A 22,646-nucleotide genomic window follows, 5' to 3' on the forward strand; every position below is an offset into this window, starting at 1 on the left:
TTGCCGTTGACCCGATAGGTTATCCCTCTGACGCTACGAGGGTAATAATTATTAATTATTAATTATTAATTATTAATTGTAGGGGCGGGTTCTGCTGTCAATTTTCCATCCCTACCCGGATACTAATAAACCCGCCCCACCACCGATAATTAATCATTCAGAAACCCGGTTTCTTGACCTCTGGGGAAAAACCCGGTTTCTTGACCACGATATTCTGCATCAGATGAATAAAATTTGCCGTTGACCCGATAGGTTATCCCTCTGACGCTACGAGGGTAATAATTATTAATTATTAATTATTAATTATTAATTGTAGGGGCGGGTTCTGCTGTCAATTTTCCATCCCTACGACTATCTTAATAAACCCGCCCTCTCCGGCTGTCAATTCTCCGCCCCCACCCGGATATTAATAAACCCGCCCCACCCTTTCCGGGGTAGCACAGGCAAAATCAAAAAGCAACCCCCCTGGGAGAGGGGGGAGTTCCATTATCTAATGCGACCATCTGGCATAATTGCACCAGTTAGGATAGCACCATTTAGGATAGCGCCATTGAGGGTAGCATCGCGGAAACTAGCATCGCGCAGGTCAGCATTTTCAAGGTTAGCACCATCCAAATTAGCACCCCAAAGGTAAGCACCCCGAAGGTTAGCCCCCGTGAGGTCAGCACCTCGCAGGTTAGCCAAATTCAGGTTAGTATTGCTCAAATCCGCATTTCTCAAGTCGCATTCTTGCAAGTCAGCCTTCATCAAATTAGCCTTAATAAACTGACCCCCGCGAATATTACTACCTTGTAGGTTAGCCTGTTGTAGGTTAGCTTCATCCAAGCGAATAAACCGCATTTGGGAATCTTTGAGATTAGTCCCCTGTAGGTTAGCACCTGCCATTTTAGCGCCACTGAGTTTAATTTCACTCAGTTCTAAACTACTAAAGTCGATCGCTTCTAAAGTTAAGCCATTCAGAAAGGCTTTTTCAAGTTTAACCCCGTTTAATTGCGCTCCTCGCAAGTTAGCCCCACTCAGTCGCGCTCCCGTCAAATTAGCCCAATTTAGGTTAGCTTTTTCTAAGTTAGCCGATCGCAAATTAATCCCATTAAGATTAGCGCCACAGAGATTCACACCCGGTAAATTAGCGCGATAAAGTGTCACCCAAGACATCACCGCGCCGCTGAGTTTTGCTCCCCTTAAGTTAGCTTTATGAAGTTGCGCGCCGCTCAAGTCTGCTTTAGTTAAATCAGCTTCAATTAAGCAGCTATCTCGCAGTTTCGCATAATTAAGGTTAGTACCATACAAAAAAGCCCCATTCAGGTTGGCTTCTAACATAAAGCATCGTTCCAGGTAAGCGCGAGCTAAGGATGCTTCTTTTAAATTAGAACCCGACAGGTTAGCCGCGATTAATTTAGCACCAATCAAGTTGGCTGCGGTTAAATCGATTCCACGAAAATCTCTTTCTCCCCTAAGATATCGCTCTAGGATTTCTGTTTCTTTCATGTTGAGGATCTCCTTTTTCATCACACAAGTTCTGAAACAGTCTCCGGCGATCGCTTAGTTGAGTTTCGACTGATTCAGATGCCTTAATTTGCTGCACCTCTGACGATAAAAGCTACTGCTAATAATCTCTTAATATTTATTTTATCTGTACCAGACAAAATTTGTGTATTTTGTTTACAAATGTTGATTTATCCTCTGATGTCTTTGTTGATTTTTTAAGCAATTTTAAAAAATTGTTCACGCCAAGCCGCCCCTAGAATTGACAGCCACCGGAACTCATGATATCATACTTTTATATAATTAAAACTTTGCTATTTTTAGTTTGTTAAAATGTATCCATCATTTAATATAATAGCAAAGCCAGGGGCAAAAGTCAACCCCCTCTCTATCTCCCTTCTAGCGCACCATCCCAGATCGCGAGTTGCTGGCCTGGGGGCGAGCAGATTGACGGGCCAGCCCTCTGGGGAGAGAGAGGGATTTGCATGATCCATTGTTAACCCCTAGACAATTTTTGAGAAAGCGCTATAATGGCAACAAGGTCCGGCTGTGACGTTGGTGACTGCCAAAATGTTTTTTTGATCTATAACTCTAAAAACAAGGGAACCCCTTAGAATCGAGTGGCAGTATACCGGGCATTGTACCCGGAAACTTGAAGCTCGGCAGTGGTGCCCACCTGGCTCGTCCAGGTCAAAAACTGAGGTAAGACGGCGTTGCGGTTGGGCTGTTTATTAACGAAAAACGAAAAAAGCCCGAGGTCGAGAAGTAGATAACTCGAGTTTTTCGGGCTGCATTTATTTGAGTGTAACCGTTGTGCTGTTAACTAGCCTGACGAGAAGCTATTTTTTCAAAATAAGCCTGAGTTTGCTGAAGCATCTCCTCCCGACTATCATTTTCTTTGGTTTTAGTTAAAGTAGGGATGAGGTTACGAGCCTGTAGTGTCATGTGTAGCTGGAGATCAGCCACATACTCGCTAACATCTTGACGAAGGGAACAAGCTGGGTATCTATCCATATCTAAATTCAAAGTGTTTCTCGTCTCTCAATCTAAGGTGTTCGTAATCACTCATAGAGAGTATCATGCTTATGTACAAACTTGACTAACCTTGTAATGATATTTAATCTTTATGATGGGCTTCTGTGACAAACCGTTACATTGACCGCCCCTGTGTCCCTGTACCCATCTACCCTAATCCCGGATGTTCAAGACCAGAGGATCTGAAGTTACCCACGGTTAAGTCTGGGGACTTCCCCTCGAAAACAGAAAACAAAAACTCTGGTATTGTTGATATTCAAAAAATTATGGGTAAACTTAAATCAATTCAAGAGACCCTCACAGCAACAGCAGCATAGAATAGCTAAGTTGCTTAGTTAGATCCGGAATTATGTGGATTATGCAATGATCCATAATCCAAGTGATATTGTGCGCTGACTTGATCAAGTTAGCAAAAAGGACTTATAAGGAAAGGTATCGTTAAGATGGTAAACATTATTATTGGCACTCCAGACCCGGATTTACTGTTGGGAACCTCAGAAGATGATGAAATTCAAGGTCTAGCAGGGGACGATACCCTTTTGGGGTTTCAAGGGAATGATACGCTGTTCGCCGGTGAAGGCAATAACTTGCTATTTGGTGGACAGGGGGATGATTATTTGTTCGGCGGACCAGGTAACGATACCCTATTCGGTGAGTTAGGGGATGATGTTATCTATGGGGGGGAAGGAAACAATTTCATCCTGGGAAATGCGGGGAATGACTCTATAGTTGGCGGGTCAGGAAACGACACTATTTATGGCGGTCAGGGGTCTGACACGCTGATAGGGGGGGAGGGAGATGATCTGCTATTTGGCGATCGCGGTAATGATATTCTCTACACAGGTAGTGGTTTTAACACCTTAACCGGGGGCGCGGGGTCAGATTTATTTGTAATTGGTGTAGGGTTCAATGGCGGTCAGACCGATGTAATTACAGACTTTAGACCGGGGTTTGACCTAATTGCTTTAGCTAATGGTCTGGAATTTGCCGATCTAGAAATTGCACAGCAGGGGAATGATACCCTAATTCGCGATCGCCAAACCAGAGAGAGATTAGTGCTACTAGAAGCCACAGATAGCACCATTCTCAACAGTGGCAACTTTACCAAATCCATCACCAGCATTACCTCAGTCTTGGAATTTTGGGAAGATAGCGTCAACGCTGACGAAAATCAGTCATTATTGCAAATCCCCATCACCAGAACCGGATCTCCTCTTGATAGAGTAGGAGCAACTCTAGTAGTAGCTGGTGATAGCACCGCTGACGTGATCGCAGAAATTCCCGTAATTTTTGAACCCTTTGAAACCTTCAAAGAATTTACCGTTTCTATAGTCGATAACGATACCCCTGACGGACCGAGACCAGTTACCTTAACCCTAGCCGATCCCTCTGGGGGAGCCAGTATTGGCCAAAGGAATGAGTTTATCATTAACATCCAAGATGATGAACCCGCCCCAGAACCGCCCCCGCCCCCAGAACCGACCCCGACACCCATTCCACAGTTACCGGCGCTAAATCTGCCATCAACTTCTCAGGTGAGTCTCAGTATTGAACCGGAAGCCGTAGAAGAAGATAGTGGGGACAGTTTAGTTTATACATTAACCCGCACACCAGATTCTTTGGGAGTGCCTATAGCCGTAGATTTTTCTATAGGTGGGACTGCTATTTTAGGGGAAGACTACACAGTTAGCGGAGCTGCTAGATTTGATGGCGATCGCGGAACCGCAATATTTGACCAAAACGCTACTACCACCCAATTTTTGATCACCCCCATTGCTAATGATATTTTTCAGCTAGACAGAACCATAGAAGTCGTTTTAGACGACTCAGGATTTTTGTATATCGCCGAAATCGGAGGGAATACGGCCACTGGCACTATTATAGATGATGACCCACCCCCCAGTCCCCCTTTATATGACTTCAGCGACAGTCGTTTTATAGGTGTTGAGGGAGATGATCCTAATAATCCTGAATTTGTGGAAGTCACCATTGAGCGTTCTTTCGCCACCGAGGCACCCTCACGAGTCGATGTGGCAATTACACCCATTACTGCTGAACCTGGTCGAGATTTTGAGCCCACTCCCGATCCCACCCCAGTCATGTTCGACGCGGGACAAACCAGCGCCACCGTTCAAATTGAACTAATTCCCAATACCGAACCAGACCCCACCAGAACCGCCAATTTATCCTTTACCAACTTCTTTATTGAGAGTACAGCCGGGGAAATTGAGGGGGGACAACCAGGCCGCCAGAACCCCGAGGCTACCCTAGTGATTTTGGATGATGACGGACCATTTAGCTATGAGTTCAGTCAGAGTTTGTTCACCACCCTAGAGGGTTCCGATACCAACGTCACAGAAGTTGTGACTGTTGAAAGAATTGGCAGAATTAGGGAAGCATCTTCAGTCACCGTTGAGTTAAGTGGTATTACTGCTGTTCCGGGAATAGATTTTGAGCCAGAGGAGATAACTATTAATTTCCAACCTGATCAGATTTCCCAAACTGTTCCCATCACCATTTTTGGTAATTTGGTGAGTCAACCTAATCGAAATCTTGAGTTAAGTTTGGTTCCCGCAGAAGGGGAACTGGTAGGCGAGGAGAACCCCACCGCTGAATTAATTATTATCGACGATGATGATATCCCCACCTATGATTTCAGTCGCAGTATTTTTGAGGTCTCGGAAGATGATGGTGTAACTGAGACTGTCGTGGTGGTGCGCGGTGGTAATGCCAGCAATGCATCATCTGTAACTGTGGTTTTGCAACCGGGTCCGGAAAATCCAGCTACGCCGGGAGTTGATATTGTCGAGACTGAGGTGCGGTTGGAGTTTGCGCCGGGTCAAGAAGTCGCTAGGGTTCCCCTGGAAATTGTTGATGACGAAATAGCTGAACCCACGGAGTCGATTATCTTATCTTTTGAGGATTTTGAACCGAGGGGACGCGCAGGTGTCACTCATCCTACTGCGACTTTATTGATTTTCGATAATGATTCACCCCCAACTTATGATTTTGGTCAGTCTGAATATGAGGTCGAAGAGGGGGATGAGCGAAATACCACCATGGTGGTGGAATTGTTGCGGTCCGGGGATCTGAGTTCTCCCTCTTCTGTGGATGTGGTTTTAACTGGAATTACAGCCACTGAAGGAGATGACTTTGTTGGTAGTGTGATACCAATTCAGTTTGCTCAGGGAGAAACACAAGCCCGGGTTCCTATTGAAATTCTGGGTAATACCCTGGTGCAGCCTGACCGAACACTGCAACTAGACTTAGATGATAATTTTGTGGCGATTGTGGACGGAGAGGAGCGAATCCTAGGTCAGACTGGCACTATCAATCCTAGTACGGTTTTGACGATTCTCGATGATGATATCGCCACAGTTTCCCTACAGGTGCTTACTCCCGATGCTGTGCAGTCTAGTCTGGATTGGGAACAAGACCCTCCGACTATCACTCGCTCTAGTAATGCGGTCTTGAGGATTAGTCGCGAACCTGATAATTTTGGGGATCTTGAGATAACTTTGGATCTGGAAGGAAATCGGATTTCTTTGGAAGATTATCAACTCGAAATTGATGGTCAAGTGATTCCCACAGACGGGGAAACGGCACAGGTGACGATTCCTGATGGTGAAAGTAGAATTGAACTGGAGTTGGTGCCGCTTGATGATGACCACGCGGAGGCTGATGAGTCTTTGACTTTCCGCTTGGCAGAATCTGATTTTTATATTGTTGACCCTAATGATAATCAAGGGACATTAACGATTCTAGCTAATGGTACTGGGGTCAGGCAGTTAACTGATAGTCTTGATACGACTGAAGAAGCCTATTTTGACAGTATTGAAGGGTCTTTGCGACAGGCGGTTATCAATGCTGTGAATTTTGGTGGCACACAAAAAATTACTTTTCTTGATGAGGCAGAATCAGGAACAATTAATCTGGTGGGTGCATTACCAACTCTCAATGGAGATATTTATTTTGACGGTCCGGGAGCCAATAATTTGACGATTCAGCGTGATCCGGATTTGACTGATGAGTTTCGCCTGTTTAGGGTCAATACGGGGACGATGACTTTTGATGGGTTAAGGTTGGCTAATGGTTTGGCACCTGGAACTGACCTAGACGTTTCTGTAAGCACTACTTCTGGTAGTCGCGGCGGTGCGATCACTATTGTCTCTACTGATGCGAATGTTACTATTATCCGCAGTCTGATTGAAGGCAATGCGGCTAATAATGGAGGGGCGATCGCTAATTCGGGAATTCTGAATGTTATCGATTCCACTATTGCTGATAATCAGGCTGTTAATGGTGGTGGCATCATTATTATTGATGGAGAGGTTAATGTTACCAACAGCACTATTGCTAATAACTCGGCTCAAATCGGCGGCGGGATTTTTAACTCTGTTGCTGATCTGACTTTGACCAACAGTACCATTGTTGATAATACAGCGATCGCCAGTGGTGGCGGTGTCCGCAACATTGGTGGTAGTGCTAGTCTCCAAAATACTTTGATTACTAATAATACCGCTCCCTTCGGTCCTGATGCCGCAGCGGCTCCTGAATTTGCCTTTAACAGTGGTGGGGGTAATTTGATTGGAGATGGCAGTGATGCCTCTGGCTTAACTGATGGGGTAAATGGTGATATAATCGGCAGCGCAGATGACCCTGTGGATGCTCTCATCTCTCCCCTGGCTAATAATGGAGGACTCATCCCAACTATTGCTCTTTTGGAAAATTCACCAGCAATTAATGCCGGGAATAATACCTTTGCTGGTGGTTTTGTTAATCCCGGAGAGTTCGACAGCCGGGGTCTCGGATTCCCTCGCATTGTCAACGATACCATTGATATTGGGGCTTTTGAGTCGGAATTTTAACTAGAAAAACTGGGGATATGGGAATAGTCCATTATGGACAAATAACTCCCCTATTCCCCTCACCCTTCTCTGTGGTTAATTACCAGATTGACTATTGACATCTGATGAGACTTGACCTACAATATTATCATGGGAAAATGTGGGCGCATATATAGTGTAAAATTAACCCTCACAGATTCCGAGGATGATTAATAAACAATTGTAGGGGCGAACAATTTTCGCCCCTACTGCGGGGAAACGCTTGTGGAGAGGGCAATTAGGTCAACTATTGCACAGTGCCACTACTAGCAGCAGCCTTGGCGGCGGCGGCTTCGTCGGGGTGTATTTTTAGGCGGGTTAAGTTAATCCGACCTTTGGGGTCAATTTCGCGGACTTTCACGATGACCTCATCTCCAACAGCCACCTCATCCTCAACTTTGGGGACTCGGTATTCTGCTAATTGAGAAATGTGAATCATGCCTTCCTTTCCAGGTAGAACTTCCACAAAAGCACCAATAGGAATAATCCTGGTAACTTTCCCTACATAGACATCTCCGGCGTTTAGCTTGCGGGTCATACCCTGAACAATTTGGTAAGCGCGGGCGGCGTTTTCGCTGTCTGTAGAGGCAATGGTAACAGTGCCATCATCGTCGATGTCAATTTTAACGCCTGTTTCTTCGGTAATTCCTTTAATGGTTTTACCTCCCGGACCAATGACCAGACCGATTAAGTCTGGATCAATTTTCAATGTCAGCAGGCGAGGTGCGAAGGGAGATAGGTCAGGACGAGGTTTGGGTAGGACTTCCAGCATTTTCTCGAGAATATGCAGCCGCGCGGGTTTAGCTTTGGCGATCGCATCTGCGACTACATCCAAGGACAAGCCAGTAATCTTCATGTCCATTTGTAGGGCGGTGATACCACTATCGGTACCTGCGACTTTAAAATCCATATCTCCCAAAAAGTCTTCAATCCCTTGAATATCTGTGAGGATACGAACTTCCGACCCTTCTTTAATCAAACCCATCGCCGCGCCACTCACAGGCTTGACAATGGGAACCCCAGCATCCATCAAAGCCAGAGTGGACCCACAAACGGACCCCATAGAAGTAGACCCATTAGAGGATAGCACCTCAGAGACAATCCGAATCACATAGGGGAACTGCTCTTTTGATGGTAGCACAGGCAATAAAGCCCTTTCCGCCAAAGCACCGTGACCAATTTCTCTACGTCCTGGCGATCGCATAGGTCTTGTTTCCCCCACAGAATAGGGAGGGAAATTGTAGTGGTGCATATAGCGTTTTTCATCTTGGGGGTGGAGGTCATCAAGATCTTGAGCATCTCCGGGGGTCCCCAGAGTAGCAATAGAGAGGACCTGAGTTAGACCGCGATTAAATAAACCACTACCATGGACTCGTTTTGGTAATAATCCCACCCGACAGGACACCGGACGCACCTGGTCTAAATTGCGACCATCAACCCGCACTCCCTCGGAGAGGATTTGCTGTCGCATGAGTTTTTTGGTGATGTCTTTAAAGATCATCCCCACCGCTTTAGGATTTTCGGTATTGAACAAGCTAATGGGGTCATCTTCTGGCATTAGTGCGATCGCACTGACAATTTGCTCTTCTTTGATCACATCAAGAGCAGCATCCCGTTCATCTTTGGTCAACTCAAACTGACCCAGAACCTTTTTAACTGGTTCTGTAACCCGTTCTTGGATAAATTCTATCAAAGTCGGATCTTCTGGTGGCGGTTCTTCGATCGGGTTCTCAATCCCCAATTCCTGCATAATTTCAGTTTGGGCTTTAATCAAATCCATGACCGCCTCATAACCGAAATCGATCGCCTCAATCACATCATGTTCTGGCAATTCATTAGCCCCCGCCTCCACCATGACCACACCTTGGGGCGACCCAGCCACCACCAAATCGAGGTCACCGTTTCTAATTTCCTTGTAGGTAGGATTAATAATGAAATCATCTCCCACTAATCCCACACGCACCGCCGCCATAGGTCCATAAAAAGGAATTCGCGCCAACAACACAGCCACAGAAGCACCTGTTACCGCCAGAACATCCGGTGGTACTTGCTCATCCATAGACAAAGTAGTGGCAACTATTTGAATATCATCTCTAATCCAACCGGGAATGAGAGGACGTAGGGGGCGGTCAATCAAGCGACTGGTGAGAGTAACGCGATCTGGGGGGCGACCCTCTCTCCGTAGAAATCCGCCGGGGATACGACCACCAGCATAAAGTCTTTCCTCATAATCTACTAATAGGGGCAGGAAATCAATTCCCGGTCTTCCTTCTGCACGAGTTGCTGTTACCAGAACTGATGTATCTCCTGATTCTACTAACAGGGCTCCCCCCGCCTGCGGCGCTAGTAATCCAATCTTGAGTCTAATATCCCGTCCATCAAAGGATATCGACTTATCAATTTCTTGCATCTATTTTCTCTTCCTTCCTGCTATCACAAATTCTCACCATCTTGACACCCACCTAAGCAAAAACAGGGGAACCATCCCAGGTATCCGCCTATCCAGTTTTTGTAGATGCGATCGCAATGGGTTAAAGATCTCCCCGCCCCATTATGGGGGAGTCATACCCCAGGCTGAAAATTTTTCCTGCCTATTTTTTATTTTTCAGTACCGATCGCTGCTGCCACCTTTAAAGATACATTTTCAGCTATGTTGGCACAGTTGACACATCGAGCGTGGGAGGGGTTTAATCAGTCAATCAGTAATTAGCCTAGCTGTAAGCCAGACTGTTTGTGATCATCTGATGTTTACATCAAGAGATATCAAGGGACTGATACATTTACGCGACATTTTTCCGGTTGTTCCCGGACAATGCGACGATAGCACTATTACCCGTTAAGGTAACAGAGGCGGTATCCCGCAAAGCTTTTAGAAAGATTCCAAAAGCACCGTCCCAGTCCCGTGGTAGAGTGAACCCGCACTCCGGACATCGGAACACTTTTGAGCCACCTAGCTAGGAATGGACATGACCACAGTGAGTACAGGTTTTGCTGGTGTATTCTTCGGTCACATCTACAACTGTTCAGTTATTTCCCCTTGATGTCTCAGGGTTAGTTTGAATCGATAATGCGCCCATGTCAGCATGGGTCGGGCAGTCTTAGACCTGATTAGACGCTTCACCTTGGCAACCATATTGGAAGTCTCGAAGGTGGGCCAAAAAATCAGGCTGTGTTATGGGATGGTCAGGGATGCGACCCAATCAACCAAGGGGTTGAAGTCCTCACCGGGTAGTTATTTCGCCCATTTCAGCTCTATTTCATACCCGAAGGTCTCGCACCATACTTGGTATGGTAGCGCATCGCCCTAATTGGTTCAACTAATCTGCGATTAAATTAAGCTCTCGGATGTTGACACCTATTGTATATCACTTCTGGAAAGTTTGAACCAGAGCTAATATTTCTCGAAATTGGGCTAATTCTGAAGAACAGAGCGACCATAGCACGCGATCGCTTAGAATTTAACCGGTTGCTAGTAGATACTGGGGGGCAATATGGCTATTTTACATGGAACTTGGCGGATTAACCCGGACGATAGTTATGTCTTCATTTGGGGGGAAACTTGGCGGGGGGGTGGCGCACAACAGGACAACCCGTCGGAAATAGCGCCCTATAGTTTCGCTATGACCGAGGAGGAACTCTCCCAATGGTCTCTCGGGCAAGATATAGCCTTATCTAAACTCTCTCCCGAGACTATCACAGAAGCGATCCCCCTTCCCACCCATATTGACAGCCATACTGGTCATCTTACCCCCATTCATTCCGCCGCCACAGAAGCCGCAGAAGCCGCAGATATCTACCTGTATCCTTGGTTAGTTACCGGGTATCGGCTGAACCCCAGTGATGCTTTTGACCTGTTCGAGTCCTTACCTTTAGGTGCGATAGATTTAGACTGGTTAGGAGAGGATGTCCGGTTTTGGTCTCATGTAAACCGCTGGAGTTTAGACCTTCTGGCTAGGCGTAAATTTTTACCTGTGATTAGCGCCAGTGACTCAAAAGCGATCGCCCAATGGCAGCCCATTCTTGATAGTGCCACAGATCGCGCCCGCCTGTTAAAATTTGCTGGCTTAATGCCGACCGTTTGTAGAATGTCCGGTTTATCGCCCCTACAGCCACAGAAGGGCTCATCTATCTTTTCTGCCCTATTTTTGCCCGGAAGGGCTGAGGATTTGATATTAGGGGCTTTAGGGGCAATCATTGATTGCCAGGTGCGTCCTATTGCCCAAGAAGTCGAACGCAAAGCCTTAACTAATGTAGCCATTCTCACCCCTGTGGTTAGAATGTGGTTGCATGGTTTAGCCGATGATGCTGGCGGCTACATAGAAGCTGATACGGAGGAAATAGATACCCTCCAGACCAGCTTAGAGAATTGGATGTTTCCCCTCCAACAGTCTTTGGTCGAACAAACCCTATTTAGGGCGAGTTTTAGTCTGCAACCTCCCCAGGGAAAAACTAAAGACTGGCGTTTAGAATATGGTTTACAGGCTATTGATGACCCTGATTTTGTCGTTGAGGCGGCGACTATTTGGGAACACCCAGTTGAGGCTTTTATTTATCGGGAAAGGACGATTCGTTATCCCCAAGAAACTCTCCTGGCTGGTTTAGGATTAGCTTGTAAATTATATCCGCTGATGGAGAAGAGTTTGTCAGAAGCTAGTCCCCAGGGCGGCTGGCTCGAATCTGGTCAGGTTTATGAGTTTATTACTCGTGTAGCTTGGCGATTTAATGATAGTGGCTTGGGGGTCATTTTACCACCAGGATTAAGTAATCGTGAAGGTTGGGCGAGTCGTTTGGGTTTGCGGATTAAAGCAAATACTCCTAAGGGTAAAACTCAGGGTAAAATTGGCTTAAAAAGTCTGTTAAATTTTAAATGGGAGTTAGCCATAGGTGGTCAAAGTTTATCTAAGGCAGAATTTGACCGTTTGGTGGCAAAAAATAGTCCGCTAGTTGAGGTTAACGGTGAATGGGTCGAGTTGCGAGAACGAGACATTAAAGCCGCTCAGGCTTTTTTTGCGAGTCGGAAAGAACAGATGAATCTTTCTCTGGAAGATGCTTTGCGTTTATCTACTGGAGATACTCAAACTATTGAACGACTCCCTGTCGTTGATTTTGAAGCTGGAGGGAAGTTGGCGGACTTGTTAACTGCTTTAACTGATAATCGTACCATTGATGCGATCGCTACTCCCCCCACTTTTAAGGGAGAGTTAAGACCTTATCAAGCCCGAGGTGCGGGTTGGTTGAATTTTCTGCAAGAATGGGGTCTGGGTGCTTGTTTGGCTGATGATATGGGGTTGGGAAAAACCATAGAATTGATTGCTTTTTTGCTACATTTACAGCTACAAGAAAATCTGATAAATCCAGTTTTATTGGTTTGTCCTACCTCCGTTTTAGGGAACTGGGAACGGGAAGTTAAGAGGTTTGGACCCAGTTTAAATACCTTGGTTCATCATGGAGATAAACGAGCCAAAGGAAAGGCTTTTCCCCCGGCTATTAAAGGCAAAAACTTGGTAATTACTAGCTATGCTTTGACCTATCGAGACCAGTCCGAATTACAATCAGTAAAATGGCAGGGTGTGGTTTTAGATGAAGCGCAAAATATTAAAAATCCCGAAGCCAAACAATCGAAAACAGTCAAGACATTAGAGGCAGATTTTAAAATTGCTTTAACTGGAACTCCCGTAGAAAATCGGTTATCTGAGTTATGGTCAATTTTGGAGTTTTTGAATCCTGGTTATCTAGGACAACGACCATTTTTTCAGCGTCGCTTTGCTATTCCCATTGAAAAGTATGGGGATACTGAATCATTGCAAATTTTGCGATCGCTCGTACAACCTTTTATTCTGCGTCGCCTCAAAACCGATAAAGATATTATTCAAGATTTACCCGAAAAGCAAGAAAATAACGTATTTTGTTCTCTTTCCAAAGAACAGGCTAGTTTATATCAAAAGTTGGTAGATGAATCACTCTCAGAAATTGAATCTTCTACCGGGATACAAAGACGCGGGATGATTTTAGGATTATTGGTAAAATTAAAGCAGGTTTGTAATCATCCCTTATTATTAGGTGCGAAAACCAAAGCCAAGAAAGAATCGCCAACCCTAAACCCCAACTATTCTGGGAAGTTGCAGCGTTTAAATGAAATGTTAGAGGAGTTAATATCAGAAGGCGATCGCGCTTTGATTTTCACCCAATTCGCCGAATGGGGTAAACTCTTAAAACCCTATTTAGAAGCCAAGTTAAATCGAGAAATCCTGTTTTTATATGGGGGAACGCGGAAACTTCAGCGAGAACAAATGGTCGATCGCTTTCAACAAGACCCCCAGGGACCTCCGGTGATGATTTTATCTCTCAAAGCTGGGGGAGTCGGTTTAAACCTAACCCGCGCTAACCATGTATTTCACTTTGACCGTTGGTGGAACCCAGCCGTAGAAAATCAAGCCACCGATAGGGTATTTCGGATTGGTCAAACTCGCAATGTACAAGTGCATAAATTTGTCTGTACCGGAACCTTAGAAGAAAAAATCCATGACCTCATAGAAAGTAAACAAGCCTTAGCCGAACAAGTAGTTAGTTCCGGCGAAGACTGGCTCACCGAAATGGATACCGACCAACTCAGAAACCTATTGATTTTAGACAGAAGTTCCATTATCGAAGAGTCCGAAGAAACCTAAACTTTCCTCCGTCCCCTCTCCGTCCCCTCAAACCAACAGACCTACCGCTGGACTTCTGGGTAATTCTCCATATTTTCCCCTACAAGTCCAGCATAAGTTAAAAAAACCTAACAAATTCCCTTCAGTTCAACAGCCAGTGATAGAGTACAACTGCAAAATTCGATGAATTAGTATCGAACTGGGTATTTTGGGAGGACTAATGACAGAAGTTTATATCGTCTCCGCCACACGCACCCCCCTAGGTAGGTTTGGGGGGGGGTTATCTGGATTTTCTCCGGCTGACCTAGGCGCTCATGCAATGAAAGCCGCACTGGCGAAAGCTGGGGTTTCCGGTGAAAACTTGGATCTTTATATTTTCGGAAATGTGTTGCGAGCAGGACACGGACAACTAATACCCCGTCAAGCTGCTTTGAAAGCAGGTATACCCGCTACAGTCGATGGATATGCCATTGATATGGTTTGTTCTTCTGCTATGATGAGTCTGATTAATGGCTGCTACACTATTAAAGCCGGAGAGGCTGATCTAGTGCTGGCAGGGGGGACTGAGTGTATGTCGCAAACGGGGTTCTTTTTGTCTCACCGCGCTAGGTGGGGTTATAAGTTCCTTATGGGAGCCCCAGAGCAGTTGATGGATATTCTGCTTTATGATGGTTTGACAGACTCTACTACCGGAGACGGTATGGGGGATGAAACTGAACGTTTGGCGGCTGAACATGGTTTCAGTCGTCAGGCTTTGGACGAGGTGGCTTTTTACTCCCAAAAACGCGCGGCGGAAGCTACCGAAAAGGGATTGTTTAAAAATGAAATCTCCCCCATTGAGGTGTCTAGCCGTAAGGGAACTCAGGTGATTGATACTGATGAGGGTATCCGCGCTGAGACTACTTTGGAAAGTTTGGCTAAGTTGCGTCCAGCTTTTCAGAAAGATGGGGTCTTGACTGCTGGGAATAGTTCCCAAATTTCTGATGGTGCGGCGGCGATTATTTTGGCTAGTGAGGCTGCTGTACAAAAGTATGGCTTGAAACCTCTGGCTAAAGTGCTGGGAGGCGCTTGGGCTGGTGGTGAAAGTTGGCGGTTTCCAGAAGTGCCGATTTTCGCTACTCAGAAATTACTGGGTCGCCTGAAAATGTCGGTTAATGATTTCGATTTGCTTGAAAATAACGAGGCTTTTGCTGTTAGTACCTTGTTATTTGATAAAATGTTGGGGGTCTCTCAAGATAAGTTGAATGTTAATGGTGGGGCGATCGCTCTCGGACACCCTATTGGCGCTTCCGGTTCCCGCATTGTTGTGACTTTACTTAATGCTTTGGAACAACATGATAAGAGTTTGGGTCTCGCCGCTTTGTGTCATGGTACTGGTGGCGGTACGGCTTTTGCTATTGAGCGTGTCTAGTTTTTTCGGTTTTTTTAAGGAGGATAAATGGTTTCTTTAGGACTTGAGGATAAGGTGATTATTGTCACTGGCGGCGCACGGGGTATCGGCGCGGCTATTGTGAAGTTATTGGTCGAGTTTGGCGCGAAAGTTGCATCTATTGATGTCATTGACGGGGAAACTCCCCCAGGTGGACTGGCGCTTAAAGCTGATGTCACTAAGTTGGACAGTATGGAGTCCGCTGCTAAGGAAATTGGCGAGAAGTTGGGGACTGTTTATGGTGTCGTCGCTAATGCTGGTATTACCCGCGATAATTTCTTTACTAAGTTGACTGATGAAGATTGGGATCAGGTTATTGCTGTTAACCTTAAAGGGGTGAAAAATACCATTCAGCCTTTTATTCAAGGTATGTATGACCAGAATGCTGGCTCTATCGTCGCTATTAGCTCTATCTCAGGCGATCGCGGTAATGCTGGACAAACTAATTATGCTTCCACTAAAGCTGCTGTCATTGGGATGATGAAATCTATCGCACGGGAAGGCGCTCGTTTTAATGTCCGCGCTAATGCGATCGCACCCGGTTTTATTAATACCGAAATGACTCAAAAAATCCCTGATAAAGTCCGCGATAAAATTACCGCAGAAATTCCTTTCCGGCGTTTTGGTGAACCTGAAGATATCGCCTGGGCTGTCGCTTTTTTACTCTCTCCTGTCGCTAGTAGTTATGTCACCGGAGAGGTATTGCGTGTTAATGGCGCTCACCATACCTAGGCTTTTCATCGCGGTTAGCTACTCCTAAATGGCGGCGGGTTTATTAGTCGGATTTCCGTTTTTCAAAACCTCCACTATAACCCGCCACTCCATAATCCCCATAATTCGCGATCGCTTGTTCAAAACTCACACTATGTTAAGTTTTGTAAACAAAAATTAATAAATGTTGCGAAAAATTTTTTTTGGCGGGGTTGCTTGCTTTTGTCGCTGAATCGTGGTATTATATTAGATAATCGGAGTATTGACATTTTTTTTATTTTTGCAAATATCCAATTATTTAAGAATATGTCAATATTGTACCACTACTCCCCGCCACCTGTCAACCCTATTTCCGAATTAATTATTAATTGTAGGGGCGCGCCTCTGCTGTAAATTCTCAATTCCCCGCGACCAGAGCTATAAACTCGCCCTACCCCACCGGGGAATTACAGGGGAAGGGGGAAGGTGAAGGTGCGTCAGTTGATAATTATCCGGTTCTCATCGCCATAGTCGGGGGGTCTGACGCACCCTAAAGTCGGGTGATCAATTATCCCGTTAAGAAGCCTCAGACGGACGTATCCATAAACGATTATCAGAAGTAGCAGCAAACAATTTCCCTTCACTAGCAGCCATAGCCACCACATTATTAGCATGACCAATTTGCTGCCAGATCAAATCCTCGTGGACAGTATCGCGCATCCAGAGATTATTGTCAGAAGTAGCAGCATAAAGTTTTCCACCCGTAGCAGTTAATCCCACCACATTATTAGCATGACCAATCTCGACCCAAGGAATATCCTCAGTATTGACCTCCCGAGTCAATAACTTATTATCCGAAGTAACGGCATAGAGATTACCGTCACTGGCGGTCATGGCTATCACCTTCTCAGCCTGACCAATCTTATCCCATTTGATATCCTCAGCCACCCCTTCACGGACCCAGAAGGAGCCATCTTGGGTAGCAGCAAATAACATATTATTAGCGGCAGCCATAGCGACAGCCTGATTAGCCTGACCAATCACCTGCCAGTTAATATCCCCAGGGACAGCCACCCTAATCCACAACTTATAATCTTGAGTAATTGCATAAAGGGCACCATCCATGGCAGCCATAGCGACCACATAGTTAGCATGACCGATGTGTTCCCAATTTATCTCTGTTCTATTAATACTCATTAACACCGACTCCTTCAGTTTTAAAGATCTGATGGCAGACCCATCATAGCCAAATAATTAACAAAATCAACCCCATGCCGACCCTGGGATGCGATCGCCCAACAATAGCCTTTAGACATGGGGTTGTTTGTGCCTATAGCCAAAAACCCAAACAATCCCTAGTTAGGACATAGCTTGGATAATAAAGTCAAAGTAAGGGGCTGCCTCCTTAGCATCTTCATCATCCAAAAGCGCCAGAGATGCTTCCTTGAGGCAACGGATAGCCTCTACCATTCCCGGCATAGGAACACCCAGAGAATTGTACATTTCCTTAACCCCAATCAAGCCAATGCTTTCAATAGGATCTTTATCTCCAGACAGAATGCCATAGGTAATTACACGCAGATACCAGCCATAGTCCCGCAAACACAAGGAACGTTCCCGCTGTCCAGCGGCATTACCACCGGGGGCAATAAAATCTGGGCGCTTCTTCCACAGTTGTGCACTAGCACGGTCAACAATCTTTTTTTCGTTTTCGGTAAGTGTATCGACAATCCGCAACCTTTGCTCACCAGTTTTCAAGAAATCACTAATATTCTTGAGTTCCCCAGTGGTCGGGTAACGGAGTTCATCGTCGGCCTTGAGAATAACTTGGCTTACTACAGTCATCGTTTTTCAAACAGATAAACAATAATTTCCGGTCGAGATAGCCTTGACAGCCTACCCCCCTATTGAGAATGGTACATTAAAGTTTCCCCTCATACCGATCCTAGTCTAAATGCTGGGGGTTATCGGTACGGCTTATGCTTACTAGTATTATTCAGGTTGACCCACTGATATATTCTGGCGATCGCATCATGAACAGATTGTCCCGGTCTGAGGGAGTCGTTAACTCGCGCTTTCCCATAAGGCTTCCCCTAATGGCTCTCAGACCACTAACATTAAGTAGTTTAGCGATTCAGGACTACAGAGGGCTACAGACACCAACCGAAAAAACGCTTATCCTACGAAAAAGCCTCCCAGAGGTTTTCACCTGCTCATTTCACACTATCGGATTTAAAAGTATGGCAACTTGGCAGCAAGGTCAACAGATAGAAGTCTCAATTACAGATTTAGCAGAAGGCGGAAACGGAGTCGGACGATATCAAGACCGAGTTGTGTTTGTCCCAGATACGGTCCCAGGCGATCGCGCTTTGGTCAGACTCACACGGGTTAAGTCTAAATACGCAGAAGCCAAAATACTTAAACTGATCACAACGTCATCATCCCGTATCCGTCCCCATTGCATTGTTGCTGACAAATGTGGGGGCTGTCAGTGGCAGCATATAGATTATGATTTCCAACTAGAAGCCAAAAGGGGTTTAGTAGTTAATGCGTTAACCAAAATGGGGGGATTTATAGAACCACCAGTAGCCCCAGTTTTGCCCTCCCCTCAATCTTTAGCCTATCGCAATAAAGTTACCTATCCCCTACGATTATCTTCTACAGGTCAGGTACAAGCTGGATATTATCAAAAGGGGAGCCATCGGTTAATTAATTTGAATCAGTGTCCGGTGCAAGATCAGCGCCTCAATCCTTTATTGGCTAACATTAAACAGGATATCCAAAATCGCGGGTGGCTGGTTTATGATGAACAACAACACACTGGCACTATCCGCCATCTTTCTTTTCGCATAGGGCGGCGCACAGGGGAAATTTTGCTCACTCTTGTAGTCAAAGATAATAATTTACCACAACTTAAAGAACAGGCTGATATCTGGCTACAGCAATATCCACAATTGGTGGGAGTTTGTCTTAATATCAATAGCGATCGCACTAATGCTATCCTTGGCAAAAATACCCATTGTCTCATCGGCAAACCTTATATACATGAGATATTTGCTGATTTAAAGTTGCGCTTGACTTCGGACAATTTCTTTCAAGTCAATACGGAAGCGGCGGAATCTCTGTTATCAGCTATTTCCTCGGAGTTGAATTTGCAGGGTCACGAAATTCTAGTAGATGCTTACTGTGGTATCGGCACGTTTACTCTACCCCTAGCAAAACAATTAGGACAGAATTTCCCCCCAGGAGAAATTAGGGCGATCGGTTTGGAGTCCCAAGCTGGGGCGGTAGAACAAGCTATTTCTAATGCTGATTTAAATGATATTAATCATGTAGAGTTTCGCGTCGGTAACGTCCAAAAACTCTTGCCAGAAATACCATTTCAGCCAGATATAGTTGTGCTAGATCCACCCCGACAAGGATGCGATCGCACTGTTATTCAAACTCTCTTAAATCTACAGCCTCAACGCATTGTTTATATCAGTTGTCGTCCCGTTACTTTGGCACGAGATTTACAACTACTCTGCGAAAACGGCATTTATCAACTCACCAAAGTACAACCTGCCGATTTTTTCCCACAAACCTCCCATGTTGAATGTGCAGCCTTTTTGACTCTTAGTCACTAATCTAACTCATGCCCAAAAACTCCTCCCACCCCTTCCTGTCTCTCTCTGATTAATTCCCAAATTTACTATTGACATATTATGCGACTTGACCTATAATAGTATCATGGGAAAATGTGGGCGCATATATATGGCTGTACTGGCTAGGGCAGCCCAGAGGGGTCAATCTATTGCCTAATTCTGACTTGAGTCCAAAACAGTTGCATAAGACCAACTCCAGTGAGACCAGCAACTATAGTCCAGGAGAGGGTCAAGCCAATAACATCTCCCAAGAAAAAGCCTGTCAACTGTCGCAAAATGCCACCTAATAGCCACCCTATAGGTAATCCCACACTCCAACACACAACACTAGCGACGACCCAGCGACGACCCCAAAATACGGACTCTCGCAAAGCCCACCATTGAAACAGTCCCAACGCCACACCGACCTTGAATCCTTCTATGACCCCATAAAACAGACGGAGAAACAGGTTAAGGGTCCGCGGTGCCATCCAACCCATAGCACCCATAGGAGTTAACCCCATTAAACACCAAGCGATCGCACTAACGAAAATCCAACGCCAGGGGTAAGAAATATGGTGACGGAGGACAAACCATTGCGCGCCGCCAACACTCAACCCACCAACAACTCCGACCAACCAATTAACATCAGGACGTTCTCCCACTTCTATCCATAGCAAACTGACCAGAAACCCAGCCACAGTGACAGCGACCCACTGGACCAAAAATCGGCTTTCAGCTTTAACCAGGGAAACGGACTGACACAGCCACCACATAATTAGCTAGAAAAGCGATCCCAGCAGAAGTATTCTAGTAGAGGGTCTGATTTGTCATAGCATACCAAATCAGCAATTAATTCAGCGGTAATAGGGGCTAGTAAAATACCATTACGGTGATGACCTGTAGCTAGGGTTAAATTCTCAAAGGGACTCCTACCCAAGATAGGTAATTCGTCGGGGGTAGTAGGGCGAAAACCGGACCAAAATTCCTCAATGGGAAACTCTGCGAGTCCGGGATAAAGTCGGGTAGCCTCTGAGAGGAGAGTATTTATTCCTTTGGGGGTGAGACTCTTGTGAAAGCCGACATTTTCAGCGGTAGCCCCCAGGACGATTAAACCATCACGACGAGGTACAATATAAATACCAGACCCAAATAGAACCTGTTTTAGGGGTAGTTGGGAAATATCACTAGGGACTCGCAGTGATAACATTTGACCTTTTATGGGGTATACTGGGATAGGCAGGATTTGACCTGACCAAGCTCCGGCTGCGAGAATGTAGTGGGAAGCGACGATCGCCCCTTGGTTAGTGTTGATTTGCTTAATTTTATTAGTGGTGGTGGCGATTTCTTGGACTTCTACACCATCCCTAATTTGGATGCCTAATTGTTGGCTGGCATGAATTAGCGATCGCATTAATAGGCGGCGGTTGTCAACTTGACCATCTTGTGGAAACCACCATCCTCCAACCACTTCTGAAGTTAAACCGGGTTGTTGAGTGATCAGCTGATCAGCTTCTAGCCAGATAGCGGGACTTTCAGGAGTTTGTGGTAGTTGTGTTTGGTGGGGATATTGGTAAACGGGGGCGAGAATACCACAAGGCCAATAACCGGTATCTAAGCCAGTGAGGTCTTGAATTTGTCTAGTCCAAGGTTGATAAAGCGATCGACTACGGAGGGCTAAATCAAGCAGAGGACTTGGGGGAATTCTTTCCGCCTGGGGTGCTAACATCCCCGCCGCCACATATCCCGCCGCCTCTTGAGTATTGCGGCTACAGACGGTGACAGTTGCGCCTCGCCATTGGAGAGCGATCGCCACAGATAACCCAATAATACCACCACCTATAACAATTATATCACTTTTTTGATGACTTGAGGTAATCATTGTTAGTCACAAATTCTGAATTATGAATTAATTTAGGTAGATCAATGTGGGTCTCAATTTTTTTTCTTGTTGTTGGGGGTGTCGGTTTGAGGAGGGGAGTGGCTGTCAGAAGACTTTAGGGCTTCATCTAAAACCATTCTAGCAGCTTCAGCATGGCTACGCGCTTCCCGGTAGCGGAGGTTAGCGACCGCAAAATTTTTCAAAGCCTTAAACCCTTCTTTGAGGTCAGTAATTTCTTCCATGGTGGTAGTTTGGTCACTAAAGAGGATATCAATTTGGTCACGGGCTTTTAGGGCTTCTTCGCGAGACTCCATCATTTTTAACTTGAGTGAAGCGAGGTTGCTAAGGGTCTGGACAGCTTCCGTGACAGCATCTTCTTCTCCAGTAGTTGCCATAGAGGTTTCCTTAACCTCCACAAACTGCTCTGGACCAAAGCCATCTTCCAACTCAGTGGGTAATTTTCCATCATCCATAAGTTCCATAAGTTTATCCATAGCCTGGTCACGGGCTTTAGGGGAGTCTTTACCCCGGACAGACAGGATAATTTCTGGACTTTGGGGGAGGGTGTAGCGAACCATATTGACACAGATTGCCTAGAATGACTATTTAGATAAATATTTTAGCAGAATCCGAACATGAAAGAACAAGTTATTCTCTGGTTGAACCGCCTTTTGGTAGCTGATGTGTTTTTGGTGTTATTGAGTTTCCTATGGTTGGCGATCGCTGTTTTGGGTAAATCTATGGGGGTTAACCTGGGATTAGAACTTTGGTATCAACTCTGGGAACCTGTTTTCACTCCGGCGATCGGTCTATTGATGGCGGGTGCGTTACTAATCGGGGCTATGAATCAAATCTCTAAATGGTTAGTACGTCCTGACTCCCAATCATAATCTATCATCCCCCTAAACAGTTAATGATTAATAGTCGATAGTTGACTCTCCCAATTATCGACTTTCTCTTTTACCGATA

At 45.5% G+C, this 22,646-nt stretch carries 14 protein-coding genes, 1 other RNA gene and 1 pseudogene; 7 read left to right on the plus strand and 9 right to left on the minus strand.

Annotation, left to right across the window (positions count from 1 at the left end; genetic code table 11):
• Positions 1-486: 486 nt before the first annotated feature.
• A complete protein-coding gene (locus HFV01_RS02845; RefSeq protein WP_006623595.1) occupies positions 487-1,488 on the minus strand; it encodes a pentapeptide repeat-containing protein in 1,002 nt (333 codons plus the stop codon).
• Between the two features lie 538 nt (positions 1,489-2,026).
• Here HFV01_RS02845 and ssrS point away from each other — a divergent pair.
• A non-coding RNA gene (ssrS, locus tag HFV01_RS02850) (6S RNA) lies at positions 2,027-2,211 on the plus strand.
• 93 nt (positions 2,212-2,304) lie between these two features.
• On the opposite strand, the gene HFV01_RS02855 is transcribed toward ssrS, so the two are convergent.
• Positions 2,305-2,499, minus strand: a complete 195-nt coding sequence (locus HFV01_RS02855) for a hypothetical protein (RefSeq protein WP_006669505.1) — start codon at positions 2,497-2,499, stop codon at positions 2,305-2,307.
• Between the two features lie 464 nt (positions 2,500-2,963).
• Between HFV01_RS02855 and HFV01_RS02860 the strand changes: the two genes are divergently transcribed.
• Positions 2,964-7,388: a Calx-beta domain-containing protein gene (locus HFV01_RS02860; RefSeq protein ID WP_193520811.1), complete on the plus strand. Its 4,425-nt coding sequence runs from the start codon at positions 2,964-2,966 to the stop codon at positions 7,386-7,388.
• A 265-nt stretch (positions 7,389-7,653) separates the two neighbouring features.
• On the opposite strand, the gene HFV01_RS02865 is transcribed toward HFV01_RS02860, so the two are convergent.
• Both HFV01_RS02865 and HFV01_RS30095 read right to left on the minus strand, forming a co-directional pair.
• Positions 7,654-9,816: a polyribonucleotide nucleotidyltransferase gene (locus tag HFV01_RS02865; protein ID WP_008054097.1), complete on the minus strand. Its 2,163-nt coding sequence runs from the start codon at positions 9,814-9,816 to the stop codon at positions 7,654-7,656.
• Between the two features lie 370 nt (positions 9,817-10,186).
• Positions 10,187-10,578: pseudogene (locus HFV01_RS30095) on the minus strand (zinc ribbon domain-containing protein); the annotation flags it as partial.
• Between the two features lie 319 nt (positions 10,579-10,897).
• Here HFV01_RS30095 and HFV01_RS02875 point away from each other — a divergent pair.
• From HFV01_RS02875 to phaB, 3 genes are all read left to right on the plus strand, one after another.
• Complete coding sequence (locus tag HFV01_RS02875) at positions 10,898-14,074, plus strand: sll1366 family intein-prone helicase (protein ID WP_006623600.1); 3,177 nt, start codon at positions 10,898-10,900, stop codon at positions 14,072-14,074.
• A 199-nt stretch (positions 14,075-14,273) separates the two neighbouring features.
• Positions 14,274-15,464, plus strand: coding sequence for an acetyl-CoA acetyltransferase PhaA (phaA, locus tag HFV01_RS02880; protein WP_193520812.1), 1,191 nt, complete (start codon positions 14,274-14,276; stop codon positions 15,462-15,464).
• A gap of 27 nt (positions 15,465-15,491) precedes the next feature.
• The gene (phaB, locus tag HFV01_RS02885) at positions 15,492-16,214 is read left to right on the plus strand and encodes an acetoacetyl-CoA reductase PhaB (RefSeq protein ID WP_006623602.1); all 723 of its coding nucleotides are present in this window, start codon (positions 15,492-15,494) and stop codon (positions 16,212-16,214) included.
• Between the two features lie 534 nt (positions 16,215-16,748).
• Here the strand turns inward: phaB and HFV01_RS02890 are convergent.
• On the minus strand, positions 16,749-17,369 hold the full coding sequence (locus tag HFV01_RS02890) for a PQQ-binding-like beta-propeller repeat protein (RefSeq protein WP_006669501.1): 621 nt from the start codon (positions 17,367-17,369) through the stop codon (positions 16,749-16,751).
• 162 nt (positions 17,370-17,531) lie between these two features.
• Complete coding sequence (locus HFV01_RS02895; protein WP_006616661.1) at positions 17,532-18,017, minus strand: allophycocyanin subunit alpha-B; 486 nt, start codon at positions 18,015-18,017, stop codon at positions 17,532-17,534.
• Between the two features lie 395 nt (positions 18,018-18,412).
• Here HFV01_RS02895 and rlmD point away from each other — a divergent pair, with 395 nt between their 5' ends.
• Positions 18,413-19,798 (plus strand): 23S rRNA (uracil(1939)-C(5))-methyltransferase RlmD, encoded by a 1,386-nt coding sequence (gene rlmD / locus HFV01_RS02900; RefSeq protein WP_006623606.1) that lies wholly within the window; start codon positions 18,413-18,415, stop codon positions 19,796-19,798.
• A 164-nt stretch (positions 19,799-19,962) separates the two neighbouring features.
• Here rlmD and HFV01_RS02905 read toward each other — a convergent pair whose 3' ends face one another.
• From HFV01_RS02905 to HFV01_RS02915, 3 genes are read right to left on the minus strand one after another with little or no spacing between them, the layout of a single operon-like run.
• Positions 19,963-20,571, minus strand: a complete 609-nt coding sequence (locus HFV01_RS02905; RefSeq protein ID WP_006623607.1) for a hypothetical protein — start codon at positions 20,569-20,571, stop codon at positions 19,963-19,965.
• Positions 20,572-20,573: 2 nt separating this feature from the next.
• Positions 20,574-21,677, minus strand: coding sequence for a glycine oxidase ThiO (gene thiO, locus HFV01_RS02910; RefSeq protein ID WP_006623608.1), 1,104 nt, complete (start codon positions 21,675-21,677; stop codon positions 20,574-20,576).
• Positions 21,678-21,730: 53 nt separating this feature from the next.
• A complete protein-coding gene (locus HFV01_RS02915) occupies positions 21,731-22,255 on the minus strand; it encodes a hypothetical protein (protein ID WP_006669499.1) in 525 nt (174 codons plus the stop codon).
• A 57-nt stretch (positions 22,256-22,312) separates the two neighbouring features.
• On the opposite strand from HFV01_RS02915, the gene HFV01_RS02920 reads away from it, so the two are divergent.
• Positions 22,313-22,567 carry a DUF8620 family protein gene (locus HFV01_RS02920; RefSeq protein WP_006623610.1) on the plus strand — a complete coding sequence of 85 codons (255 nt, stop codon included), beginning with the start codon at positions 22,313-22,315 and terminating at the stop codon, positions 22,565-22,567.
• Positions 22,568-22,646 lie beyond the last annotated feature (79 nt).

Origin of the sequence: Limnospira fusiformis SAG 85.79 (assembly GCF_012516315.1) — a bacterium.
Lineage (GTDB): Bacteria > Cyanobacteriota > Cyanobacteriia > Cyanobacteriales > Microcoleaceae > Limnospira > Limnospira fusiformis.